This is a genomic window from Streptomyces sp. NBC_00310, from assembly GCF_036208085.1.
In the GTDB taxonomy this organism is placed as follows: Bacteria; Actinomycetota; Actinomycetes; order Streptomycetales; family Streptomycetaceae; genus Streptomyces.
This window is the reverse complement of record NZ_CP130714.1, coordinates 7,755,526-7,778,004: the sequence shown is the minus strand read 5'-3', so window position 1 is coordinate 7,778,004 and position 22,479 is coordinate 7,755,526. Positions and strand designations below refer to the sequence as shown.

Annotated in this window: 21 protein-coding genes and 1 riboswitch; of the genes, 4 read left to right on the top strand and 17 right to left on the bottom strand. The window is 70.0% G+C overall.

The window, feature by feature from the left end; genetic code table 11:
- Positions 1 to 88: 88 nt before the first annotated feature.
- From OG202_RS34175 to mnmA, 3 genes are all read right to left on the bottom strand, one after another.
- Positions 89 to 949 carry an RloB family protein gene (locus OG202_RS34175; RefSeq protein ID WP_328224067.1) on the bottom strand — a complete coding sequence of 287 codons (861 nt, stop codon included), beginning with the start codon at positions 947 to 949 and terminating at the stop codon, positions 89 to 91.
- A complete protein-coding gene (locus tag OG202_RS34170; protein WP_326577119.1) occupies positions 946 to 2,232 on the bottom strand; it encodes an AAA family ATPase in 1,287 nt (428 codons plus the stop codon). The genes OG202_RS34175 and OG202_RS34170 overlap by 4 nt, the downstream gene beginning before the upstream one ends.
- A gap of 114 nt (positions 2,233 to 2,346) precedes the next feature.
- Complete coding sequence (gene mnmA, locus OG202_RS34165) at positions 2,347 to 3,477, bottom strand: tRNA 2-thiouridine(34) synthase MnmA (protein WP_327727712.1); 1,131 nt, start codon at positions 3,475 to 3,477, stop codon at positions 2,347 to 2,349.
- Positions 3,478 to 3,537: 60 nt separating this feature from the next.
- Here mnmA and OG202_RS34160 point away from each other — a divergent pair, with 60 nt between their 5' ends.
- The gene (locus tag OG202_RS34160; protein ID WP_327727713.1) at positions 3,538 to 4,257 is read left to right on the top strand and encodes an N-acetylmuramoyl-L-alanine amidase; all 720 of its coding nucleotides are present in this window, start codon (positions 3,538 to 3,540) and stop codon (positions 4,255 to 4,257) included.
- Between the two features lie 310 nt (positions 4,258 to 4,567).
- Positions 4,568 to 6,094, top strand: a complete 1,527-nt coding sequence (locus OG202_RS34155) for a multicopper oxidase family protein (protein ID WP_328224066.1) — start codon at positions 4,568 to 4,570, stop codon at positions 6,092 to 6,094.
- A gap of 94 nt (positions 6,095 to 6,188) precedes the next feature.
- Here the strand turns inward: OG202_RS34155 and OG202_RS34150 are convergent, their stop codons facing one another.
- The 3 genes from OG202_RS34150 to OG202_RS34140 form a co-directional block, all read right to left on the bottom strand.
- Positions 6,189 to 7,358: a cysteine desulfurase family protein gene (locus OG202_RS34150; protein WP_327727715.1), complete on the bottom strand. Its 1,170-nt coding sequence runs from the start codon at positions 7,356 to 7,358 to the stop codon at positions 6,189 to 6,191.
- Positions 7,359 to 7,546: 188 nt separating this feature from the next.
- Positions 7,547 to 7,825 (bottom strand): DUF4190 domain-containing protein, encoded by a 279-nt coding sequence (locus tag OG202_RS34145; protein ID WP_328224065.1) that lies wholly within the window; start codon positions 7,823 to 7,825, stop codon positions 7,547 to 7,549.
- 34 nt (positions 7,826 to 7,859) lie between these two features.
- Entirely contained in the window at positions 7,860 to 8,024 is a 165-nt protein-coding gene (locus OG202_RS34140; protein ID WP_013000518.1) for a hypothetical protein, read from the bottom strand.
- Positions 8,025 to 8,184: 160 nt separating this feature from the next.
- On the opposite strand from OG202_RS34140, the gene OG202_RS34135 reads away from it, so the two are divergent.
- Positions 8,185 to 8,811, top strand: coding sequence for a TetR family transcriptional regulator (locus OG202_RS34135; RefSeq protein ID WP_327727716.1), 627 nt, complete (start codon positions 8,185 to 8,187; stop codon positions 8,809 to 8,811).
- A gap of 67 nt (positions 8,812 to 8,878) precedes the next feature.
- Here the strand turns inward: OG202_RS34135 and OG202_RS34130 are convergent, their stop codons facing one another.
- From OG202_RS34130 to OG202_RS34075, 11 genes are all read right to left on the bottom strand, one after another.
- Positions 8,879 to 9,274 carry a hypothetical protein gene (locus OG202_RS34130; protein ID WP_327732114.1) on the bottom strand — a complete coding sequence of 132 codons (396 nt, stop codon included), beginning with the start codon at positions 9,272 to 9,274 and terminating at the stop codon, positions 8,879 to 8,881.
- A gap of 704 nt (positions 9,275 to 9,978) precedes the next feature.
- The gene (locus OG202_RS34120; protein ID WP_327727717.1) at positions 9,979 to 10,833 is read right to left on the bottom strand and encodes a thioesterase family protein; all 855 of its coding nucleotides are present in this window, start codon (positions 10,831 to 10,833) and stop codon (positions 9,979 to 9,981) included.
- 63 nt (positions 10,834 to 10,896) lie between these two features.
- Positions 10,897 to 11,556 (bottom strand): trimeric intracellular cation channel family protein, encoded by a 660-nt coding sequence (locus OG202_RS34115; protein WP_327727718.1) that lies wholly within the window; start codon positions 11,554 to 11,556, stop codon positions 10,897 to 10,899.
- 63 nt (positions 11,557 to 11,619) lie between these two features.
- Positions 11,620 to 12,873 (bottom strand): ABC transporter ATP-binding protein, encoded by a 1,254-nt coding sequence (locus OG202_RS34110; RefSeq protein ID WP_327727719.1) that lies wholly within the window; start codon positions 12,871 to 12,873, stop codon positions 11,620 to 11,622.
- Positions 12,870 to 13,964, bottom strand: a complete 1,095-nt coding sequence (locus tag OG202_RS34105) for an ABC transporter ATP-binding protein (RefSeq protein ID WP_326577142.1) — start codon at positions 13,962 to 13,964, stop codon at positions 12,870 to 12,872. Before OG202_RS34105 ends, OG202_RS34110 begins: the two co-directional genes overlap by 4 nt.
- Positions 13,961 to 14,968 carry an ABC transporter permease gene (locus tag OG202_RS34100; protein WP_327727720.1) on the bottom strand — a complete coding sequence of 336 codons (1,008 nt, stop codon included), beginning with the start codon at positions 14,966 to 14,968 and terminating at the stop codon, positions 13,961 to 13,963. The genes OG202_RS34105 and OG202_RS34100 overlap by 4 nt, the downstream gene beginning before the upstream one ends.
- 69 nt (positions 14,969 to 15,037) lie before the next feature.
- Positions 15,038 to 16,792, bottom strand: a complete 1,755-nt coding sequence (locus OG202_RS34095) for an ABC transporter substrate-binding protein (protein WP_327750217.1) — start codon at positions 16,790 to 16,792, stop codon at positions 15,038 to 15,040.
- A 74-nt stretch (positions 16,793 to 16,866) separates the two neighbouring features.
- Complete coding sequence (locus tag OG202_RS34090; RefSeq protein WP_326577148.1) at positions 16,867 to 17,865, bottom strand: ABC transporter permease; 999 nt, start codon at positions 17,863 to 17,865, stop codon at positions 16,867 to 16,869.
- 396 nt (positions 17,866 to 18,261) lie between these two features.
- Entirely contained in the window at positions 18,262 to 19,056 is a 795-nt protein-coding gene (locus tag OG202_RS34085) for an enhanced serine sensitivity protein SseB C-terminal domain-containing protein (protein WP_326577150.1), read from the bottom strand.
- A 153-nt stretch (positions 19,057 to 19,209) separates the two neighbouring features.
- A complete protein-coding gene (locus OG202_RS34080) occupies positions 19,210 to 19,986 on the bottom strand; it encodes an enhanced serine sensitivity protein SseB (protein WP_326577151.1) in 777 nt (258 codons plus the stop codon).
- 140 nt (positions 19,987 to 20,126) lie between these two features.
- Positions 20,127 to 20,795, bottom strand: coding sequence for an AAA family ATPase (locus OG202_RS34075; protein ID WP_326577153.1), 669 nt, complete (start codon positions 20,793 to 20,795; stop codon positions 20,127 to 20,129).
- Between the two features lie 216 nt (positions 20,796 to 21,011).
- Positions 21,012 to 21,110: riboswitch (glycine riboswitch) on the top strand.
- Positions 21,111 to 21,271: 161 nt separating this feature from the next.
- Here OG202_RS34075 and gcvT point away from each other — a divergent pair.
- Complete coding sequence (gcvT, locus tag OG202_RS34070; protein WP_327727722.1) at positions 21,272 to 22,414, top strand: glycine cleavage system aminomethyltransferase GcvT; 1,143 nt, start codon at positions 21,272 to 21,274, stop codon at positions 22,412 to 22,414.
- Positions 22,415 to 22,479: the final 65 nt, after the last annotated feature.

Below are 22,479 nucleotides of genomic sequence, written 5' to 3'. Positions count from 1 at the left end.
AGGTCGATCGATCGTGCCAGGGCAGCCTAGACGGCGGGCCGGTGCGGGCGGTAACCGTCGGACCGGCGCCTTTCGGCCATGCGGATGGCTACCTCGACCGGTCGTCCACGATGCCGAGGCTGACCAGCAGCCGCCACACGTCGGTGGACGGATCCCGCTTGAGGACGGGGCAGTCCTCCGCGTGTCCGGAGCGTGCGGCCCACTTTCTGTCGGACTCCGGGACGCTGCCGCGCGGCACGGGCTTGGGCTTGCGGTTGTCGGCCTTGCAGCCGCCGTGCTCGCACTGGTTGACCAGGCTTCTGGCGTGGGCGACCGCCTTCTTCGCGGCATCGTGTTCGTCCAGCGCGTCGCGGCGATCGCCCTTGACGCTCTTGTCGTTCTTCACGTCGAAGGACTTGTACGCCGGGTGCGCCGCCCGCAGCTTCTTCACGATCTCCTTGTTGTTGCCGCTCTGCCGCCCGCTCATCGCCTGGAAGTGCAGCAGCAGCCACAGGTCGAAGGACGGGTGCGAGAAACACACCTGGACGTTGGCCTCGGCGGCGTCCGTGAGCGCCTTCGGGATGTCGTGGTGCCGGTCCCGGTCGAACAAAACCCACGCCTCCTCGCCCTCGGCCTGCTTGAGGTCGCGCACGGCGGCGACGGTCCGGGAAGGGATGAGACCGTTCTTCGCGCTGATCGGATGGATCAGGAACGGCTGCCTCTCCCCGTCCCCGCCGTCCCCGTAGCGGGAGTTGAGGTGGTCGAGGTACTGCGGCTCGGTGACCTCGCCCTCACAGGCGACGAAGAGCACCCGCTGCTCCTTCGAGACCGGCGGCCGGTACGGGACCGGCGCGAACCGGTCGTCCCTGCTCCCCCTGCGCCTCCGTGACGTCCCGGCCCCTCCCGCGCCTTCCGTCTCTCCCGCCCCGCCGACACCGTTGTCCTGCTGCCGTCCGCCCCGCCTGCTCACGCTGTTTCCTTCGCCTCCTGCCAGGACAGTTCACGAGCGATCGCTCCCGCGCCGACGCGCGGTACACCGCCGTAGCGGCCTCGTAGGTAACCGCTCTCCAGGTCCTCGTCCTCGGCCGGGTGGGCTGCGGTCACCGGGTAGACACTGGTCGCGCCCGAGCGCTCCTTCGCCGCGATCCACACCTGTTCCCGGTCCAGTGGACGGTCGAGTACGGCGCTGCCGAGCAGGGTCGCGTCATGCGTCGTGAAGACGAGCTGGGCGTTGTTCGGATTGGCCTTCGGGTCCTGGAAGATCCGTACGACCTCGGCGGCGAGGGTGGGATGGAGGCTGGAGTCGAGTTCGTCGACCAGCAGCGTCGTACCGTTGTCCAGCACCGTGAGCATGGGGCCGAGGAACGCGAACCAGGCGTGCGTGCCGAACGACTCCTCGCGCAGGAACTCCAGCGGGACATCCCCGCCGTCCGGGGTGCGGTGCCTGAGCCGGATGCCTCCGGACTCGGGATCGACGTCGATGCCGGTGATGCCCAGATCGGCGATGGCGAGGAGTTGGAGGATCCGTTCGCGGTAGGCGCGCTCCGTGTTCTTCGTGCTCTTCTCGGTCAGCATCCGCTGGGTGAACGTCGTACGCCCCGTGATGTCCTCGCCCGGCGTGACCAGCCACAGGTTGTCGAGGAACCAGCGGTGCAGCGCCGACAGCACGGGGTCGTTGAGGGTGGCTCCGGTGGAGAGGAACAGCGCGTCGGATCGCGTGTACCGAACCAGGTCGTCGCGGCGATTCCCGGCGATGCCGTCGCCCTCGAAGACGAATTCGGGGCCCTCGGCCGCCGGCCGGCCCGCCTCCCGGTCGAACCAGACCTGACGTTCGCCGTCGGGGTAGGCGTGCAGCCACTCGGCCTCGACGCGCTCGTCGGACAGCTCGAAACCGTAGGTGTAGCGGATCTTGCGGTGATGGCCCAGGACGAGGTCGACCTCGAAGAGGGTCGTTTCGTCGGCGCTCTTGCGGTCGAGTTTGAAGGGCTGACGGGGGACGCCCGGCGACTTCGGCCAGTCCGCGAAAGAGGTGCGTACGGCGTCCCGCATGGCCGTCATGGCGCTGAGCAGATTGGTCTTGCCCGACGCGTTGGCGCCGAAGACACCCAGGACGGAGAGCCCCGGAACCGGCCGGTGGTCATACTCGATTCCGGTGTCCCGAGCGGTGCCTTCCTTGAGCCCGGCGCCGATCAGCGACAGCTCACACTCGTCACGGATCGAGCGGTGGTTCGCCACCCGGAAACGGAGGAGCACCCTCGACCTCCTGGCGGACGGGGAGGCGGCCCCGTCGTTCACTAACCCTTGCGGACGATCCGCTAGGGAAGCCTATGACGGCTGCGGGTCCGGGGCCAGCCCCGAAGATCTTTTCTAGGCCACCCCGGCCTTCGCCCGTACCGTCGACGCGATCGTCGCCGACCCCACGACGCGGGTGCCGTCGTACAGGACGATCGCCTGGCCGGGGGCGACGCCGCGGACCGGCTCGGTGAAGCGGACCTGGAGCTCGCCGTCGACCAGCTCCGCCCGGACCTCGGTCTCGCCGCCGTGGGCGCGGAGCTGGGCCGTGTAGGTGCCGGGGCCGGTGGGGGCCGCGCCGCACCAGCGGGGGCGGATCGCGGTCAGGGCGTCGACGTCGAGGGCGGCGGCCGGGCCGACCGTCACCGTGTTGTCCACCGGGGAGATGTCGAGGACGTAGCGCGGCTTGCCGTCGGGGGCCGGGGTGCCGATGCGCAGGCCCTTGCGCTGGCCGATGGTGTACCCGTACGCGCCCTCGTGGGTGCCCAGCACGGTGCCGGACTCGTCGACGATGTCGCCCTCCGCCTTGCCGAGGCGGCCGGCCAGGAAGCCCTGGGTGTCGCCGTCGGCGATGAAGCAGATGTCGTGGGAGTCGGGCTTCTTGGCGACCGCGAGGCCCCGGCGCTCGGCCTCGGCGCGGATCTCGTCCTTGGTGGTGACGGTGTCGCCGAGGGGGAACAGGGCGTGGGCGAGCTGCCTGTCGTCGAGCACGCCGAGGACGTACGACTGGTCCTTGGCCATGTCGGAGGCGCGGTGCAGCTCCCGGGTGCCGTCCTCGCGCACGATCACCTGGGCGTAGTGGCCCGTGCAGACGGCGTCGAAGCCGAGCGCGAGGGCCTTGTCGAGCAGGGCCGCGAACTTGATCTTCTCGTTGCAGCGCAGGCAGGGGTTCGGGGTGCGTCCGGCCTCGTACTCGGCGACGAAGTCCTCGACGACGTCCTCGCGGAAGCGCTCGGCGAGGTCCCACACGTAGAAGGGGATGCCGATGACGTCGGCGGCGCGGCGGGCGTCCCGGGAGTCCTCGATCGTGCAGCAGCCGCGCGCCCCGGTCCGGAAGGACTGCGGGTTCGCGGACAGCGCCAGATGGACGCCCGTCACGTCGTGCCCGGCTTCCGCCGCGCGGGCGGCGGCCACGGCGGAGTCGACCCCGCCGGACATGGCGGCGAGGACACGGAGGGGGCGGGAGCGCTGCGAGATCTCAGTCATAACCCTTCAAGGGTAAGGGGCGCCGGGAACCGGAGCCCGCGAGTATCCGTTGACGATCTCGTGGGAACAAGACGGGCTTCCAAGAACGGTTCCGGGGACGGCGGCGCGAGCGCCTCCGGCGGCAAGGACGCGAGCCGGCGCGTCGGGCGCCGGGCGCTGCTCATCGGCACGGCCGTCGCCGCCGTCGGTACGGCCGTGGTGGCCCGGGACGAGCTGACGCGCGCGTGGTGGCGGGTGCCCGGTGTCACGAAGCCGCGCAAGGAGGGCGAGGTCGACTACACGGGCGCGAAGTGGGTCGCGGCGTCGGACGCGAACTGGCGGCTGGCGGACCGGCCGGACGACTTCGGCATAGACATGGTGATCATCCATGTCACCCAGGGCAGTTTCGACAGCGCCGTGAAGGTCTTCCAGGACCCGGCGCACGGAGCGGCAGCGCACTACATCGTCCGCAAGGACGGCCACGTCACGCAGATGATCCGCGAACTGGACGTGGCGTACCACGCGGGCAACCGCGACTACAACGAGCGCAGTGTCGGCATCGAGCACGAGGGCTTCGTCGAGAAACCCGAGGACTTCACCGCCGAGATGTACGAGGCCTCCGCGCGACTGACGGCCCGTATCTGCGCACGGTACGACATCCCCCTCGACCGCGAGCACATCCTCGGCCACGTCGAGGTCCCGGGGACGGACCACACGGACCCCGGCGAGGGCTGGGACTGGGACCGCTACATGAAGCTGGTCCGCGCGGCCGCCGCCGCCCAGACCTCGACCCCCGCCTGACCCCCGACGGCGATCGCGTCCGCCGGGCGCGGACAGCCGGGCCACAGGGGTGCGAGGAAGTGGGGACAGCCCCGCCACGGACCATCACCCATGTGACGCACATCACATGAAGGGTCCCCGACGGGCCTGCCCCGCTCGACGACCGCCCGATACGTCCCACGCCACGGACGCGACCTGCGGCGGCCCCAACTCGCCCTCATCGCACATGAGTTGAGGATGCCCGCTGCTCACGGCGGTCTCACAGCCCGCTCGGCCCGCTCCTAACTTCGCCCCAGACCTCACACAGCCCTCAGGTCAAGCATCCCGGCTCATGACGAACAACATGGAGCCCACCTCCGGCACGGCCGGTCACCGCAAGGGCGAGCACCGCAAGGGCAGGGGACTGCACCGCCGCACGTTCCTCGGCGGCATGGCGGGAGCCGGGCTGGCGGCGGTCGCGGTCGCCGGTACGGCCTTCTCGCTGCTGACCGACGCCAAGGGCAACAAGGCGGGCGCCGCGACCAACACCGCCACGCTGAACATCCCGGACCTCCTGGAGGGCACCACCTCCGACGGCACCACCACGTTCACGCTGACCGCCCGGACCGGCACCCACGAGGTGCTCAGCGGCGTCTCCAGCGACACCGCCGGCTACAACGGGTCGTACCTCGGCCCCACCATGAAGTGGACCACTGGCTCCACGGTCCTGCTGAACATCACCAACGACCTCGACGCCGACACCAGCGTCCACTTCCACGGCGCGCACATCCCACCCGACATGGACGGCGGCCCGCAGAACGCCTTCGCCGCCGGGAAGACCTGGTCCCCCACCTTCGAGATCCTCGACGAGGCCAAGACGCTCTGGTACCACCCGCACGCGCTGGGCACCACGGCCGAGCAGGTCGTGCACGGGCTGGCCGGTCTGATCATCGTGGAGGACGAGACCGACGCGTCCGCCGCGCTGCCGAGCGAGTACGGCGTCGACGACATCCCGCTCGTCCTCCAGTGCCTGGCCACCGACGCGGCGGGCGACATCAAGTACGACCTGAACGGCTACCTGCGCAACACGCTCAGCTTCCCGGTGCTGTGCAACGGCACGAACGTCGACGACACCACGCTCACGTTCACCGCCACCAGGACCCGCACCCGGTTCCGGGTCCTCAACGCCTCGCCGTCGGACATCATCACCGTCCAGCGCGGTGACGGCGGCACCCTCACCCAGATCGCCACCGAGCAGGGCTATCTCACCGAGGCCACCGAGGTGGAGAGCATCCGGCTGGTGGCGGGCGGGCGCGCCGAGTTCGTGATGGACCTCGGCGATGCGGTCACGCTGCAGGCCGTCATCACGACCGGGTGGGTCCGTGGCGGCAGCGGTACGTTCGACTTCCTCACCGTCACCCCGGACGCCTCGGACACCCCCGACGACCTGCCGTCCTCGCTCAACACGATCGAGCGGTACGACACCTCGGGCTTCACCGCCCGCGAGATCACGCTCGACCAGGACGGCCTGGAGATGGCGATCAACGGGGCGGTCGGCACCACCATGGACTCCATGGCGACGATCATGACGACGCTCGGCTCGAAGGAGATCTGGACGATCACCAACAACACGATGCTGGAGCACTCGTTCCACCTGCACGACGTGCCCTTCCAGCTGATCGAGATCAACGGCGAGGGGCCCACCGGCGTCGACCTCGGCTGGTTCGACACCTACGAGGTCGTCGGCGGCGGCTCCATCAAGATCGCCATGGAGTTCACCGACTTCGCGGACGACACGTACATGTACATGCTCCACTGCCACCTCCTCCAGCACGAGGACGAGGGCATGATGGCCGGCCTCATGGTGATGGAGAGCTAGGCCGCCGGGGGAGCACCGGGACGACGGCGGGGCCGCGCATCCGCGGACTCGGTGACCGCGGCCCCGCCGTCACCTCATGTGCCGTACCAAGGGGTCAGCTCAGGCCCGCGTTGCGGGCGCGCTCCACCACCGGGCCGATCGCCTTCGCGACCGCCTCCACGTCCGCCTCCGTCGAGGTGTGGCCGAGGGAGAAGCGGAGGGTGCCGCGGGCCAGGTCGGGGTCGGTGCCGGTGGCGAGGAGGACGTGGCTGGGCTGGGCGACGCCGGCGGTGCAGGCGGACCCCGTGGAGCACTCGATGCCCTGGGCGTCGAGCAGCAGGAGCAGGGAGTCGCCCTCGCAGCCGGGGAAGGTGAAGTGCGCGTTGGCGGGGAGGCGTCCGCCCGGGGCCGGGTCACCGCCCAGGATCGCGTCCGGCACCGCCTCACGGACCGCCTCGACCAGGGCGTCGCGGAGGGCGCCGATCTCCCGGGCGAACCACTCGCGCTGCTCGGCGGCGAGCCGGCCGGCGACCGCGAAGGAGGCGATGGCCGGGACGTCGAGGGTGCCGGAGCGGACGTGGCGCTCCTGGCCGCCGCCGTGCAGGACGGGTACGGGGCTGTACTCGCGGCCGAGGAGCAGCGCGCCGATGCCGTACGGGCCGCCGATCTTGTGGCCGGAGACGGTCATGGCGGCGAGGCCGGAGGCGTCGAAGTCGACCGGAACCTGACCGAAGGCCTGGACCGCGTCGGCGTGCAGCGGGACGCCGAACTCCTGTGCGGTGTCGGCGAGTTCACGGACCGGCAGGATCGTGCCGATCTCGTTGTTGGCCCACATCACGGTGGCCAGGGCGACGTCGTCGGGGTTGCGGGCGATGGCCTCGCGGAGGGTGTCCGGGTGGACTCGGCCGTACGCGTCGACCGGCAGGTACTCGACGGTGGCGCCCTCGTGTTCGCCGAGCCAGTGCACGGCGTCGAGGACCGCGTGGTGTTCGACGGGACTGGCGAGGACACGGGTGCGGGCCGGGTCGGCGTCGCGGCGGGACCAGTACAGACCCTTCACGGCGAGGTTGTCGGCCTCGGTGCCGCCGGAGGTGAAGACCACCTCGCTCGGGCGGGCTCCGAGGGCTTCGGCGAGGGTTTCGCGGGCCTCCTCGACGGTTCGCCGCGCTCGGCGGCCGGAGGCGTGCAGCGAGGAGGCGTTGCCGGTGACGCTCAGCTGGGCGGTCAGGGCCTCTGCCGCCTCGGGGAGCATCGGGGTGGTCGCCGCGTGGTCGAGGTAAGCCATGGTGAGCCGATTCTACGGGGCCCTGTTCAGGTGGCCTCGGCGGTGCTCCCGGACTTGGCCGACAAGGCACCCGGCGCGGTCCGGCCGTACCCGGCGTTCACCGTGCGGCACGAACGCCCGCAGTGGTGACGGAAAGCTTTCAGCCCTCTGCCCTCTGCCCTCTGCCCTCTGCCCTCTGCCCTCTGCCCTCAGAAGCTCCAGGACACCGTGTTCGTGGTCTGCATCAGGGTGGCGAGGACCACGAGGTCGGCGATGCCCAGGCCCAGGCCCAGGTAGGCGCGGCCTCGCCTGGTCGTACCGCGCTTCAGGGCAACCGCGGCCAGGACGACGGCGATGGGGCCGAGGAAGAGGTTGAGGACGAGGAGGCCCAGGAGGCCCAGGACGAAGGAGGCGACGGCCATACCGTCGGCGTCGCGGCCTCGGGGGCGGGCGGTGGCTCCGGTCCGGCGTGCGGCGGTGAGCTGCATGGTCGGTCTGCTCCCAACGGGCTCTCGGGGACGGTCAGTCGGTGGTGCGGCTGCGGCGGGCGTGGCGCTCGCGGTACGCGAAGACCGCAAGCCAGAGGGCGATGCCGGCCGCCAGGGCGGACGAGACGGCCATCGGCACATGGGCGACGGTGCCGAGGACGACACCCAACAGCAGCAGTGCGGCGACGAGGAACAACATGGCGGACTCTCCTCTCGTTTCGGTTCGTCGTGACGGTTCGTCGGGTCGGTTCGCTCGTTACGGCTGGGTGAACGGTTGTAGTTACAACTGTTCACTGACCGCCAAGTCTAGCGCGGCGCCCGGCTTTGCAATTACAGAGAACAGTTGTTAACTGCATGGCATGAGTCACACTCTCGGCAGCCGGCAGGCCCAGAAGCAGAGGACCCGGCAGGCGCTCATGGACGCCGCGCTCGCCCTGCTGGAGGAGCAGAGCCTCAGCAGCCTGGGGCTTCGCGAGGTCACCCGGGCCGTGGGCGTCGCCCCGACCGCGTTCTACCGGCACTTCAGGTCGACCGCGGACCTCGGTGTCGCGCTGGTCGAGGAGGTGCTCGGCAGCCTGCACCCGGTCCTCGGGGATCTGATGTCGACGGTGGGCGACAGCGACGAACTCATCGAGCGCGCCGTCGATCTGATCGCCCGCCACGTGGACGCGTACCCCGCACACGCCCGGTTCATCGCACGGGAACGGCACAGCGGGGTCCAGCCGGTGCGCGACGCCATCCAGGGTCAACTGGCCCGGTTCGCCGAGGAGGTGCGCGGCGAGTTGGCCAAGCGGCCGGAGACCGGGGGGTGGACCGACGACGACCGGCTGATGCTCGCGGGACTGTACGTCGATCAGATGCTGGTGACGGCCTCGCTGTTCCTGGAGGCCCAGGACAAGCCGGAGGAGGAGCGCCTCCGGGTGACCCGGCTGGCGAGCCGCCGCATGCGGCTGATCAGCATCGGCTGTCGTCACTGGCTCGACTGAACCGGCCGGAACACGCGGAGGGCGCGCCCGTTCGCCGGGCGCGCCCTCCTGCTCACGTACGTCCCGGTCAGCTGTCCTTGGACGCCGACGCGGAGGCCTCCTGGCTCGGCGCCCCGCTCGGGGCCTGGCCGCCCTGGCCAGGCTGGCCGCCGCCGGGGCCGCCGCAGCCGCCACCGCCGCCGGGGCCGCCGTTCTGGCCGCCACCGCCGGGGGCGCCGCTCGGCGCACCGGACGGCTGGCCCGAGGGGGCGCCGGAGGGTGCCTGGCCGTTCGCGGAGGGCTGACCGGAGGGGGCACCCGAGGGGGCACCGGACGGAGCGCCCGACGGGGCCTGGCAGCTCTGGCCTCCGGAGTCGCCGTTGTTCGAGGTGGACGACGACGAGTCGCCGGAGCCGCACGCCACAAGGAAGAGGGGCGCGGCCGCCAGCAGGGCGACGGCGGGGAGGAGACGTGCACGCTTCATGAGAGACAACTCCAAGAACGATGAGGCAGTTCGTGGGCGGCATCGAATCAACGCAGCTTGGGGCTCTCTTGGGTTCGCGCTGTGCCAACCCTGTGCGAACAGCAAAGCGATCATCAACAACCCCCGCCTGACCTGGCCTTTCACTCCTCCCCCGCACCTCGGCTCTGATACGGGCTCGTGACAGAGGCGCAGGAACATGTCGAGGAAGGGGCGCCGCACGCACAGGTGACGTCGACGCCGTCCGGCCGTTCGTCGACCCGGCGCCGCAACTCTTCCCAGGTATCGCCGAGTTCGACGCCCGCACGGCGCCTGACGGGATCGTCCAGGACGGACCGCACGCCGGCCTTGCCCAGTCACCTCGTCGGCGGCCCGCAACGGATCGCGGTCGTCGGCGAGGGCGGTCGTCGGCGAGGGCGGTGACGGGCCGGCCGTACGGATGTTCGCCGACGGGGTGGCGGACGACGGCCGGCCGGAAGCGGACGACGGTCGGCCGACCGGAAGCGTACGAGGAGATCAGGGCCGGGATCCCGCGGGCCCGGGCCGACCGCTCGCGCTCGAACCGGAGCCGGCCGAGTACGCCCCGGCGAGGGCGCGGGGCGTCCTCCCGGACGGGGCGCGCGAGGGGCCGTTCGGGGAGGCGGTGACGGCCCCCGAAGGGGCCGACGCCTACGGCAGGATGGCGGCCCGGCCGGGCCGCGGGCCGCTCAGTCCGACAGCCGGACGCGCGCCAGCTGCCGCGACTGCGCGACCAGCCGGTCGGCGCTGTCCCAGACCTCGGCGTCCTCCTCCAGGAAACCGCCGGCGAGGTTGCGGGTGGTGATGGAGACCCGGAGCGGCCCCGGCGCGGGGCGGCAGCGGACGTGGACGGTCAACTCGATCGTCGGGGCCCAGCCCATGATGCCCAGCTCGAAGGCGGTCGGCGGCAGCGCGTCCACGGCGAGGAGCAGGGAGAACGGGTCGGCGTCGCGGCCGTCGGCGAGCCCGAACCAGGACCGCATCTCGCCGTTTCCGGACGGTGCGCCGAGCGCCCAGCCGAGCGTCGCGGGGTCGAGCTTGAGGAACAGCCGGTCGGCGATCGCGGAGCCGCCGGGGACGGGGCCGGGGGCGTCCTGCGGGCCGAAGCACTGCTCGATCGGCGGGATCGCGGGTGCCTTCGCCGTCGTACGGACGTCGTCCGGGAGGGAGCCCAGATCGCCGTAGGAGGCGAGGACGCGTATCCGCTCGACCTCGCGGCCCTCGTCGTCGTACTGGAAGAGGGAGGCCTGGCCGGTCGACAGGGTCCGTCCGGTGCGGACGACGTCCGTGCGGACGACCGCGGGGCCCGGCCGGGAGGCGGTCAGGTAGTACGCGGAGATCGTGAACGGGTCGTCGTGCGGGAGCGCGTCGGCGAGGGCGCGGCCCAGGACGGCCAGCAGGTAGCCGCCGTTGACGGCGCCGGTGATGGTCCAGCCGGCGGAGAGGTCGATGTCGTAGACGCCGGGTTCCCGCAGGGTGACCGCGGTGTCCCGGTCGAACTCGCTGTCGCCGATGGTGGCCTGTACGAAAGCTGCTTCGGGCATGGGTGAACCGTACAACAGGCGATTACTAAGCGGTAGCTTTATGCATTGCGGAGACGTTTCGTCTCAGCTCTCCTCGACCGCCGAGGACCGCCGGTTCCATGCCCTCGGCGCCCGCCAGTGGTAGCGCATCGCCAGCAGTCGCAGCGCGAAGCCCGTGATCGCGGCGAGGGCCGAGGTGAACGGGTTCAGGGCGTCGAGGCGGATGCACAGGACGACCATCCCGGCACCGACCATCGCGGGCACGGCGTACAGGTCGCGGTCCCAGCGCAGCAGCGAGGGCACCTCGTTGGCGAGGACGTCCCGCAGCACACCACCGCCGACGCCCGTGGCGAGGCCGAGGGCGGCGGAGGCGGTCAGGCCGAGCCCGTACTCGTACGCCTTCGTCGTGCCCGCGACGCAGAACAGGCCGAGACCGGCCGCGTCGAAGACGTTCACCCCGGTCTGGATGCGCTCCACGTGCGGGTGGAGGAAGAAGACGAGGAGGGCGGCGAGCAGCGGCGTGAGGAAGTAGCCGAGGTCGGTGAAGGCGGCCGGCGGTACGGCGCCGATGACCAGGTCCCGGAACAGTCCGCCGCCGAGCGCGGTGACCTCGGCGAGGACGGCGATGCCGAAGACGTCGAAGTTCTTGCGGACGGCCAGCAGCGCGCCCGAGATGGCGAAGACGAAGATGCCGACCAGGTCGAGCGTGTGCTGGACGGAGGGGCTGAAGAGTTGCTGGAGCACCCTCACATTGTGACCCAATAGCGAACCCCCGCCTTACATTGCAAGGCGAGGGCTCGTTATCGCTTACTTCTCGTCGGTTTCTTTGGCGACCTCGGTCTTCTCGACGACCTCGGTCTTGTCCACGACCTCGGCCTCCTTGCCGGCACCGGTCTCCTTGACGGCACCGGCCTCCTTGCCGACGGCACTGGTCCCTGTCGGAGCCTCGGGCTTCTTGACCGATTCCGGTACGAGCTGGGCCGCCTGCTTCGCGGCCGTCAGCAGGACGACGTCCTGGGGCTGCTGGTCCTCGAAGTTCTCGGGGTGGTGGCAGGCGACCCGCTGCCCCGGCTTCAGCTCGGCGAGGGGCGGCTCGGTGGTCGTGCAGACCTGCGTGGCCTTCCAGCACCGGGTGTGGAAGCGGCAGCCGCTCGGCGGCGCTATCGGCGAGGGCACGTCGCCCTGGAGCAGGATGCGCTCGCTCTTGGCGCTGCGGCGCTTGGGGTCCGGGATCGGCACGGCCGAGAGCAGCGCCTTGGTGTACGGGTGCATCGGCGCCGTGTACAGGGAGTCCCGGTCGGCCAGCTCCACGATCTTGCCGAGGTACATCACCGCGATGCGGTCGGAGACGTGGCGGACCACCGACAGGTCGTGCGCGATGATCACGTACGTCAGGCCGAGCTCGTCCTGGAGGTCGTCCATCAGGTTGACGACCTGGGCCTGGATGGACACGTCGAGCGCGGAGACCGGCTCGTCGGCGACGACCATCCGGGGCTTCAGGGCGAGCGCGCGGGCGATGCCGATCCGCTGGCGCTGTCCGCCGGAGAACTCGTGCGGATAGCGGTTGTAGTGCTCGGGGCTCAGGCCCACCAGCTCCAGGAGGCGCTGGACCTCCTTCTTCACCCCGCCCTCGGGCTCCACGCCCTGGAGCTTGAACGGCGCCGAGACGATCGTGCCGATGGTGTGCCGGGGGTTCAGCGAGCCGTACGGGTCCTGGAAGATCATCTGCACGTCGCGGCGGAGCGGGCGCATGCCGGCGGTGCCCAGGTGCGTGATGTCCGTGCCGTCGAACTCGATCTTCCCGCCGGACGGTTCCAGGAGGCGGGTGATGAGCCGGCCCATGGTCGACTTGCCGCAGCCGGACTCGCCGACGACGCCGAGGGTCTCGCCCCGGCGCACCTCGAAGTCGATGCCGTCGACCGCCTTGACCGCCCCGACCTGCCGCTGGAGCAGGCCCTTCTTGATGGGGAAGTGCTTGACCAGGCCCTCGACCCTGAGCAGCGGTTTCTCGTCGTCGTCGCGCGGGGCCGGCACGGGGGCCCGGGTCTCAGTCTCGCTCACAGCTTCGGCGCAATCTCTTCGGTCCAGATCCGCGTACGGTCCTCCTGCGACAGGTGGCAGGCGGTGAAGTGCCGGCCGCCGACCTCACGCAGCTCGGGGCGCTCGGTGCGGGTGATGTTGTCCTTGGGCACGTCCGCGTAGGGGCAGCGCGGGTTGAAGGCGCAGCCCGAGGGCACGTTGATGAGGCTCGGCGGCTGGCCCTTGACCGGGATGAGCCGGTCGGTCTGCGCGCGGTCGAGGCGCGGCATCGAGCCGAGCAGGCCCCAGGTGTAGGGGTGCTGCGGCTCGTAGAAGATGTCGTCGACCGGCCCGCGCTCCACGCAGCGGCCGCCGTACATCACGAGGATGTCGTCGGCGATCTCGGCGACCACGCCGAGGTCGTGCGTGATGATGATGACCGCGGAGCCGAACTCCTTCTGCAGGTCCCGGATGAGGTCCAGGATCTGCGCCTGGACGGTGACGTCCAGGGCGGTGGTGGGCTCGTCGGCGATCAGCAGCTCGGGGTTGTTCACCAGGGCCATCGCGATCATGGCGCGCTGGCGCATACCGCCGGAGAACTCGTGCGGGTAGCCGTCGACCCGCTTGTGGGGCTCCGGTATGCCGACGCGGTCGAGGAGTTCGACGGCGCGCTTGCGGGCCACCTTCTTGCTCACGTCGTGGTGGACGCGGTACGCCTCGACGATCTGGCTGCCGACCTTGTAGTACGGGTGCATCGCGGACAGCGGATCCTGGAAGATCATCGCCATCTCGCGGCCGCGCAGCCGGCGCACCTCGTCGGGGCTCGCCCCGACGAGTTCCTTGCCGTCGAGCCAGATCTCGCCGGACATCTGGACGTTCTTGCCCCGTGCCCCGAGCCGGTGCAGACCCATGATCGCCAGCGAGGTCACCGACTTGCCGGAGCCGGACTCGCCCACGATGCCGAGGGTCTTGCCCTTCTCCAGCTGGAAGGAGAGGCCGTCGACGGACTTGACCAGGCCGTCGTCGGTCGGGAAGTGCACCTTGAGGTCGCGCACTTCGAGGAACGCCTCGGGGGCGTCCCCGGCGCGTGCGGGCTCGCCGACGGCGGCCCCGGTCTTGGACAGTTCGGTCACGAGAGCCTCACCCGCGGGTCGATCGTGGCGTACAGCAGGTCCACCACAAGGTTCATGAAGACGACGAAGAACGCCGCGAGCAGGGTCACCCCGAGGATCGGGGGCAGGTCGTTGGCGCTGATCGACTGGACCGCGTACTCGCCGATGCCGTGCAGGGAGAACACGGTCTCGGTGATGAGGGCACCGCCGAGGAGCAGGCCGACGTCCATGCCGAAGACCGTCACCAGCGGGGTCAGCGCGGCCCGCAGACCGTGCTTCACGACCACCTTGCGCTCGCCGAGGCCCTTGGCCCGAGCGGTGCGGATGTAGTCCTCGTTCATCGTCTCCAGCATGCCCGAGCGGGTGAGCCGGGCGTAGATGGCCGAGTAGAGGAGCGCCAGCGAACACCACGGCAGGAAGAGGGTGTTGGCCCACTGCGAGGGGTTCTCGGTGAAGGGGACGTACGTCCGGCCGAAGATCTCCAGCTGGTAGCTGAACAGCAGCAGGGCGAGCTGTCCGGTGAAGAACATGGGCAGGGAGACACCGGCGAGTGCCACGCCCATGGCGGCCCGGTCGAAGAACGAGCCGGGCTTCAGGGCCGAGATGACACCGGCCGTGATACCGCCCACCAGCCACAGCACGGCGGCACCGGCGGCGAGCGAGATGGTCACCGGCAGGCGGGTGGTGAGCTGCGGCCAGACCTCCAGGTGGTCCTTGAAGGAGTAGCCGAAGCAGGGGGCGTCACAGCGGACCGTGGTGGGGCCCAGGTCGTACGTGGCACCGGAGACGATGCCCTTGATGAAGTTCCAGTACTGCTCGTAGACCGGCTGGTCCAGGCCGAGGTTCCGCTTGACCGCCGCGATGTCCGCGGGCGAGGGGTTCTTGCCGATGTACTGCTGTGCCAGCTGGTCGGCGGTCTGCCCGGCGAGTTTCGGCAGGATGAAGAAGATGCCGAAGGTGACCGCGGTGACGACGAGCAGCAGGATCACCGCCGCGATCGTCCGGCGGATGATGTACGAGATCACGAGGACCGGCGCCGGCGCCCGCGGGTGTGCTCACCCGCGGGCGCCAATGCCTTCACCTGCCTTCCGGGGCTACTTCTTTTCCTTGACACCGATGTTGAGGTAGTCGTACTGACCGCTGAAGGCCGAGGACGACACCAGGTTGGTGGCGTACGGCGAGCGGTACAGCAGGACCTTGAAGTAGGTCAGGGGCACGATGGCGGCCTGCTCCATGACCTTCTTGTCGACCTCGGTGTACGCGGCGGTGCGGGCGGCCTCGTCCGTGTTGCCGATCGCGTCGTCCAGCAGCTTGTTGATCGCCGGGTCGTCCAGCTCGGAGAGGTTGGTGTTACCGGACTCGCCGATGGCCTTGCCGTGCACGATCTGCTGCAGGAAGCCGTAGCCGGTCGGCCAGTCGGCACCCCACTGCATCATGATGAGGCCGATGTTGTTCTTCTTGTTGAACTTCGGCACGCCCGCGTAGTCGGAGAAGTACTTGCCCGACGGGTACTGCTTGATGTCGGCCTCGATGCCGACCTTCTTCAGCGCCTCGACGATCGCGGTGGCCGCGTCGACCTCGCCCTGACGGTCGGTGCGGGCGGAGATGGAGGTCTTGAAGCCGCCCTCCTTGCCGCAGGCCTTCAGGCTCTCCTTGGCCTTGGCGACGTCACCCTTGTTGTCCGGGGTGGCGTACGTGTCGGCCTTCTCGTAGCCCGAGACGTCGGTGGGCAGGACGGTGGAGGCGATGTCACCGCGGATCGGGCCGCCCATGGCGGTCTGCACGGCGGTCTTGTCGATCGCGTACTGCACGGCCTTGCGGCAATCGACGTTGTCGAACGGCGCCACCTTGGTGTTGATCGCCGTGTAGACGAGACGGCCGCCGAGCGCGTTGTCCGTGTTGGCCAGCTGGTCCTTGTCCTTGAGGACCTGGGCCTGGGTCTGGGCGTCGACACCGGTGCCCTGGATGTCGATCATGGTGTCGCCGGACATGACGTCCTTGTCGATGGTGGCCTTGTTGACCTTCAGGTTCACCACGATCTTTTCCGGGTACTGCTTGCGCAGCGGGTCCGTCTTGGCGTCCCACTCCGGGTTGCGCACCAGGACTATCTGCTTGCCCTCGTCGTACTTCTGGAACTTGTACGAGCCGGTGGAGACGACCTTCTTGGTGTAGTCGACACCGGTGTCCTTGGCCTTCGGCACCGGGGCCGTCTGCGGCATGCTCGCCAGGTAGTCGAAGTCGGCGAAGGGCTTGTTGAGCTTGAAGACGATGGTGTTGTCGTCCGGCGTCTCGAGGGACGAGATGCCCGCCTCGTTCTTGTCCTTGTACGGGCCCTTGTACTTGTCCCCGCCGTCAAGCAGCTGCTGGAAGTAGTTGGGGCCCGAGGAGAGCACGTCACGCGCGAAGTTCGAGCGCTCGACCGCGTACTTGACGTCCTTCGAGGTGACGACGGTGCCGTCCTCGAACTTGACGCCCTGACGGATCTTGTACGTCCAGGTCTTGCCGCCGTCGCTGGGCGTGCCCGCGCTCTCGGCCAGGTCCGGGACGAGCTCGTTGCCCGCCTCGCCCGCGCCGGGCTTGAACGTCATCAGCGGACGCGCGTAGAGGCGGCTGAAGTTGAAGCCGTACGCGTAGTACATGTTGCCCGGGTCGAGGGACTCGGGGGCGTCGGAGCTGGCGTAGGTGACCGTGCCGCCCTTCGCCGTGGACTCGTTGACGACACCCTTGGTCGCGGCGTTGGCGCCGGCGCCCTTGGGGGTGTCCGTACCGTCGTCCGCCTTGCTGCAGGCGGACAGAAGCAGGCCGGCGCTGCTCACAACCGCGACAGCGGCCATTGCTGACCTTCGCATGATGGTCGGTTTCCCCTTCGTAGTTGGACAGTTGAGTGGGACTTGGGGCCACAACCGGGCCGCGGTCGCAGACGTCAGCGGCTGCGGGGGTCGAGGGCGTCCCGGAGGCCGTCACCGAGAAGGTTGAAGGCCAGCACCGTGATGAAGATCGCGAGGCCGGGAACGATCATGTACTGCGGGTCGACCTCGAAGAAGTCGACCGCCTGGTTGAGCATGCCGCCCCAGGAGGCCTGCGGCGGCTGGATCCCGACGCCGAGGAAGCTGAGCGACGCCTCGAAGATGATGTTGGTCGGGATGAGCAGGGTCGAGTAGACGATGATCGGCGCGACGAGGTTGGGCAGCAGTTCCTTGAACAGGACGTACGGGCCGCCCGCCCCCATCCCCCGCGAGGCGTCGATGAACTCCCGCTCGCGCAGCGCCAGGGTCTGACCGCGCACGATGCGCCCCATGTACGGCCAGTTGAAGAAGCCGATGACGAAGATCAGCACCGAGATGTGCAGCGGCAGTCCCTCGAGACCGAAGGCGCCGCCCTGGAGCGTCGCGGAGATGGCGATGGCGAAGAGCAGCAGCGGGAACGCCAGGAAGGTGTCCATCAGCCGGCTCACGATCGTGTCCACCCGGCCGCCGTAGTACCCGGCGACCAGACCCAGCACCACACCGATGGCGTTGGAGAGGATCGTCGCGCCGAAGGCCACGACCAGGGAGACCCAGGAGCCCTCCAGGATGCGGGCGAGGATGTCGCGGCCGAACTTCGGCTCGACACCGAGCGGGTGGTCCCAGCTCATCCCGCCGAAGTCACCCTTGGGCAGCGATGTGTTGGGGTCGATCAGATCCTGGTTGAAGGCGTTGGGGTCGAGCCCCAGCAGCGACTGCAGCGGCCGGGAGAGCGCCGCGATCAGGATCAGCAGGACGACGACGACACCGCCGGCGACCGCCACCTTGTCGCGCTTGAAGCGGGTCCAGGCGATCTGGCCGAGCGAACGGCCCTCGATCTTCTTGGCCTCGACACCTTCCAGCACGGCTTCGGGCTGCGCCTCGGCCTGCGATCCGGTCGTCTCTATGGGTGCGGTCATCGTCCCTCGTGCTTGCCCGTGCCGGTGGTTGCCGACTGTGCCTGACGGCCGCCCGGGTCTACGGTGCGGTCCGTCACCACTGCTGCTCTCTTGCTCTGTGACTACTGCTGGGTACGAGAGGGGGCGCGGCACGGAACTTCGCCGTATGAACAGCGCGTTCGCCGGATCCCCCCATCGCTCTGGGGGAGTCTTCAACGGTCGCGCGATCAGGCACCAGACTTGACGGCGAATGTATGCGCAACCGTGATGTGGCCAGCAGGGTTCCGCTATCCGGACGTGACGCTCTGTTGAGCGGTGGGCACGGCGGTCACCTGTGGTCCAGGTCACCGGACAGGACCGTCATGTCCGGATCGCCCCTCATCGTCCGCACGGGGCTCCGGTCCGCGTTGCGCGGGCTCAGTAGCCGCTCGGGTACCCGTATCCGCCCGCCGCGGGGGCCTGGGCCGGCGCCGCGTGGGCCTCGCGGTCGTAGAACGGACGGGCCGCGGCGCGGAGCCACATGGCGACCGGGTCGTACTCGTCGGACATGGCGACGGTGGAGACGGGCAGGCCGTCCGGGACCGCGCCGATGGACTGCTGCATCATCGCGCGCACGGAATCGACGGCCGGCGGCGAGGTGTCGTACACGTCGAGGCCGATGGCCAGGTACGGCGCGCCGAGCGCGGGCTGCACCCAGGCGCGGCGCAGCGAACGCACGGCGGACGTGCGGTGGGCGTTCTGCGTCAGCAGGGCGTAGAACTGCGGGATCTCGATGGCCGGTTCGGACAGCCGGAGCGGGCCCGCGGGCTGCCGCTCCAGGCCCGTGGCGATCCGGCGCAGGTCGAGCCAGGGGATGCCGACGCCGCCGCCCGGCGCGTGCGGGTTGAGCCAGAGGCCGTAGTGGTCGGGGTAGAGGGTGCGGGCCACGTCGAGGCCGTCGACCACCTCGTAACTGCGGTTCCAGCCACTGGCGGAGAGCTCCTGGGCGGAGGTGACGCACGGGGCGTAGTTGAACCCGTCGACCTCCATGTTCCCGTACTGCGCGTCCGGGGAGCCGCCCTGGCCGTGCCAGAGCAGCATCCAGACCTGGCCGGAGGACGGGGTCGCGAGGGCACGCAGCAGCGCCTCGTAGGCGTCGTAACGCCCGGGCGTCACCTGGCGCAGCATGTGCTCGACCTGCCCGGTGGCGATGCGGCTGCCGCTCGCGCTCACGTTGGCCGCCCTTCGGTGTTGGACCCTGGTTATAGGAAACAGCTTAGGTGGTGTGCGGGTTGAGCCGGTCAGGGCTCGGGGGTTGTTGTGCGTCGCGGGTCGCGGCGCCGTCGTGGCTGGTCGCGCCGTTCCCCGCGCCCCTGAAAGAACTGGTCAGTAACCCTGTTGGTAGAAGGGTCGTACTTTTTCACGGAGCCAGTCGCCCACCGGGTCCTGCGCCACGTCCAGGAAGACCATGTTGACCGGCCAGGGGACGGGTGTCTTGGTGAGCGCTCGGCCGAGGGCGGCGAGGGGGAGGGCGCGGTCGGCCTCCCAGGAGGCCAGGTCGACGCCGATGAACATGACGGGGTCGGCGGTCTCGATGGAGGCGAGGCAGCGGCGGGCGGAGAGGACCACTCCGATTCCGGCGAACTCGGCCGAGGCGGCGGCGAGGAAGTCCACGGGGTCGTCCTGCCAGTCCGGCTCGAACAGCCGTACCCGGGCGCCGCTCGCCGATCCGTCCAGTGTGGTCCGCCCGGCCCGGCACAGCTCGGCCACGGCGGGCGGCGGCAGCGGGATGCCCACGACACCGTCCGGGTTCAGGGCGAGGCCGATCTGCGGGGGCAGACCGCGCGCGAACTCGACCGCCGGGGCGATGGTGTACGACATGTGGTTGCCGACGACCTGGCGGAACTGCTCCTCGGAGCTGAAGACCGGCACGTACGCCTGCCCGTCGAACTCCATCGTGGGCAGGTCCAGCTGACCGCTGTGCGGACCGCCGCCCTCCGGCAGCGGCACCCACACGAAGCTGCGGGCAAGCACCTCCACGATGCGCGCCCCGGCCTGGGGCACCCCGAGAGACGCGGACAGCACCTCCTCCAGCTCATTGCCGGGCCACCCGCCGTGCCCATGGGGATACGCCTGTGCCGGAAAGTCCGCCGGGAAGTCCATCTGCTGCCTACCGCTTTGCTCCGTGATGCTGTTGTAGCTGCACCTTAACGCCCCGGCCGCCCCGGGCACCCCTGAAGGGGCGCGGGGAACCGCGGAATCAACCACCACGCACCCGCACCCCCCGAGCCCTCCCCGCGATCTCACCCCACGAAGTCGATCCGCTTCAGCGCATCCGCGGCGGCCCGGTCAATGATCACCGCCGCCCCACACCCCTGCGGCAGCCGCCCCTTCTCCACCGCACTCAGCAGCCGGGTCATGGCGCCCCGGTGCCGGGCGAAGGCGTAGCGCGACACCCCCCGCCCCCGCTCCCGCTGCCCGTCCCGCGCCTCACCGGGAGTCACGTCGAGCAACAGCAGGTGCAATGTGCCGCCCCGCCTTACGGCCTCGCGCGCGAGCCAACTTCGTACCCACGCCTGGGCTCCGCAGTCGTGCACGACGATGCCCTCCCCCGAGCGGAGGGCACGCCGCAGCCCGGCGTAGTGGGCGAGGCGTACGAAGGGCCGGTAGAGCGCGTACGGCAGATGGCGGGCGAAGCGCGCGTCGAAGCGGTCGCGGGTGTCCTGGGAGTCGATCCGGACGCCGGGCACCGCCCGCCGCATCAGCGTCGACTTGCCGCTGCCGGGCAGCCCGGTGACGACCACCAGGTCGCCCGGTCCGAAGGACAGCCCGTGGGGACTCCGCCCGGCCCGCTCCCTGAGGTCGCGGACGACCGCCCTCGGGAACGGGCCGCACGCCTCACCGGCCGGTACGACGGGCTGCTCGGGCATCGCGATGCCCGAGGTCGTCGCGTATGCCGTGGTCCTGTTCACCGTGATCGTCCTCCCCAGGGGTTGGAGGTCCCATCCCCACAGATTGTAAAGAGAAGGTAATGCCCGATCCCTCCTGGTTCAGTCCTCGTCCTGCCACAAGAGTGCTACGGACCGCTGTGTCCGCCTGTGCTCCGTCGTCCCTCTCTGTGAAAGGTCCCCCTGCCGCACCGCGTCGATGCGTGCAATGATGTGCCCGCCAACTGCATACCGGCCGCTTGAATCCGCGCGGGAGAGCTCCCAGCAGCCGTTCGCTGGGGCGCCGAAGGAGCAAGTCCCTCCCTTGAATCTCTCAGGCCCAGATACCGCGCGGGCGAGGCACATCTGAAAAGCGGGCCGCATTCCTCTTCCACGGAGGGCGGCTCCACCCACGGTGCAAGTCACGACCACCGGTACGTACGGTCGTGGTGAACCTCTCAGGTTCCGATGACAGATGGGGAGGATCTTTCCTCGCCTGTCATGCCCTGGGAGCAGAACCGATGAGCAGTAGCCCGACCGCTGGATCGCGCCGTACCGCGCTCGATGCCCTGCATCGCTCGCTCGGTGCCACGATGACCGACTTCGCAGGCTGGGACATGCCCCTGCGCTACGGCTCCGAACGCGACGAGCACACCGCCGTCCGCACGAGGGCCGGCCTCTTCGACCTCTCCCACATGGGCGAGATCACCGTCTCCGGCCCGCGGGCCGCCGCGCTGCTGGACCACGCGCTGGTCGGCAACATCGGCGGGGTGAAGCCAGGCCGCGCCCGCTACACCATGATCTGCCGCGAGGACGGCGGCATCCTCGACGACCTGATCGTCTACCGGCTGGCGGACACGGAGGCCGGATCCTCGACCTACCTGGTCGTCGCGAACGCCTCCAACGCCCAGGTGGTGCTGGACGCGCTCGTCGAGCGTTCCGCCGGGTTCGACGCCGAGGTGCGGGACGACCGGGACGCGTACGCGCTGCTCGCCGTGCAGGGCCCCGAGTCGCCCGGGATCCTGGCCTCCCTCACCGACGCCGATCTCGACGGTCTGAAGTACTACGCGGGGCTGCCCGGCACGGTCGCCGGAGTCCCCGCGCTGATCGCCCGCACCGGGTACACCGGTGAGGACGGCTTCGAGCTGTTCGTGAAGCCGGAGCACGCCGTCGAGCTGTGGCAGGCGCTGACCAAGGCGGGCGAGGGCACCGGCCTGGTGCCCTGCGGGCTGTCCTGCCGGGACACGCTGCGCCTGGAGGCGGGGATGCCGCTGTACGGGCACGAGCTGTCCACCGCGCTGACGCCCTTCGACGCCGGGCTCGGGCGGGTCGTGAAGTTCGAGAAGGAGGGCGACTTCGTCGGGCGCACGGCGCTGGCAGCGGCCGCCGAGCGCGCTGCCGTCGCTCCTCCGCGTGTCCTCGTCGGGCTGGTCGCCGAGGGCCGCCGGGTGCCGCGCGCCGGGTACCCGGTCGTCGCCGACGGCAAGGTGATCGGCGAGGTCACCTCCGGCGCGCCCTCCCCCACCCTGGGCAGGCCGATCGCCATGGCGTACGTCGACGCCCCGCACTCCGCGCCGGGCACCGCCGGTGTGGGCGTGGACATCCGGGGCAGCCACGAGCCGTACGAGGTCGTGGCGCTGCCGTTCTACAAACGGCAGAAGTGACACTTTCGTAGTCGTTGGTTCGTCGTCACATGCGCAGCCGTATGCGAAGTCGTATGCGAAGTCGT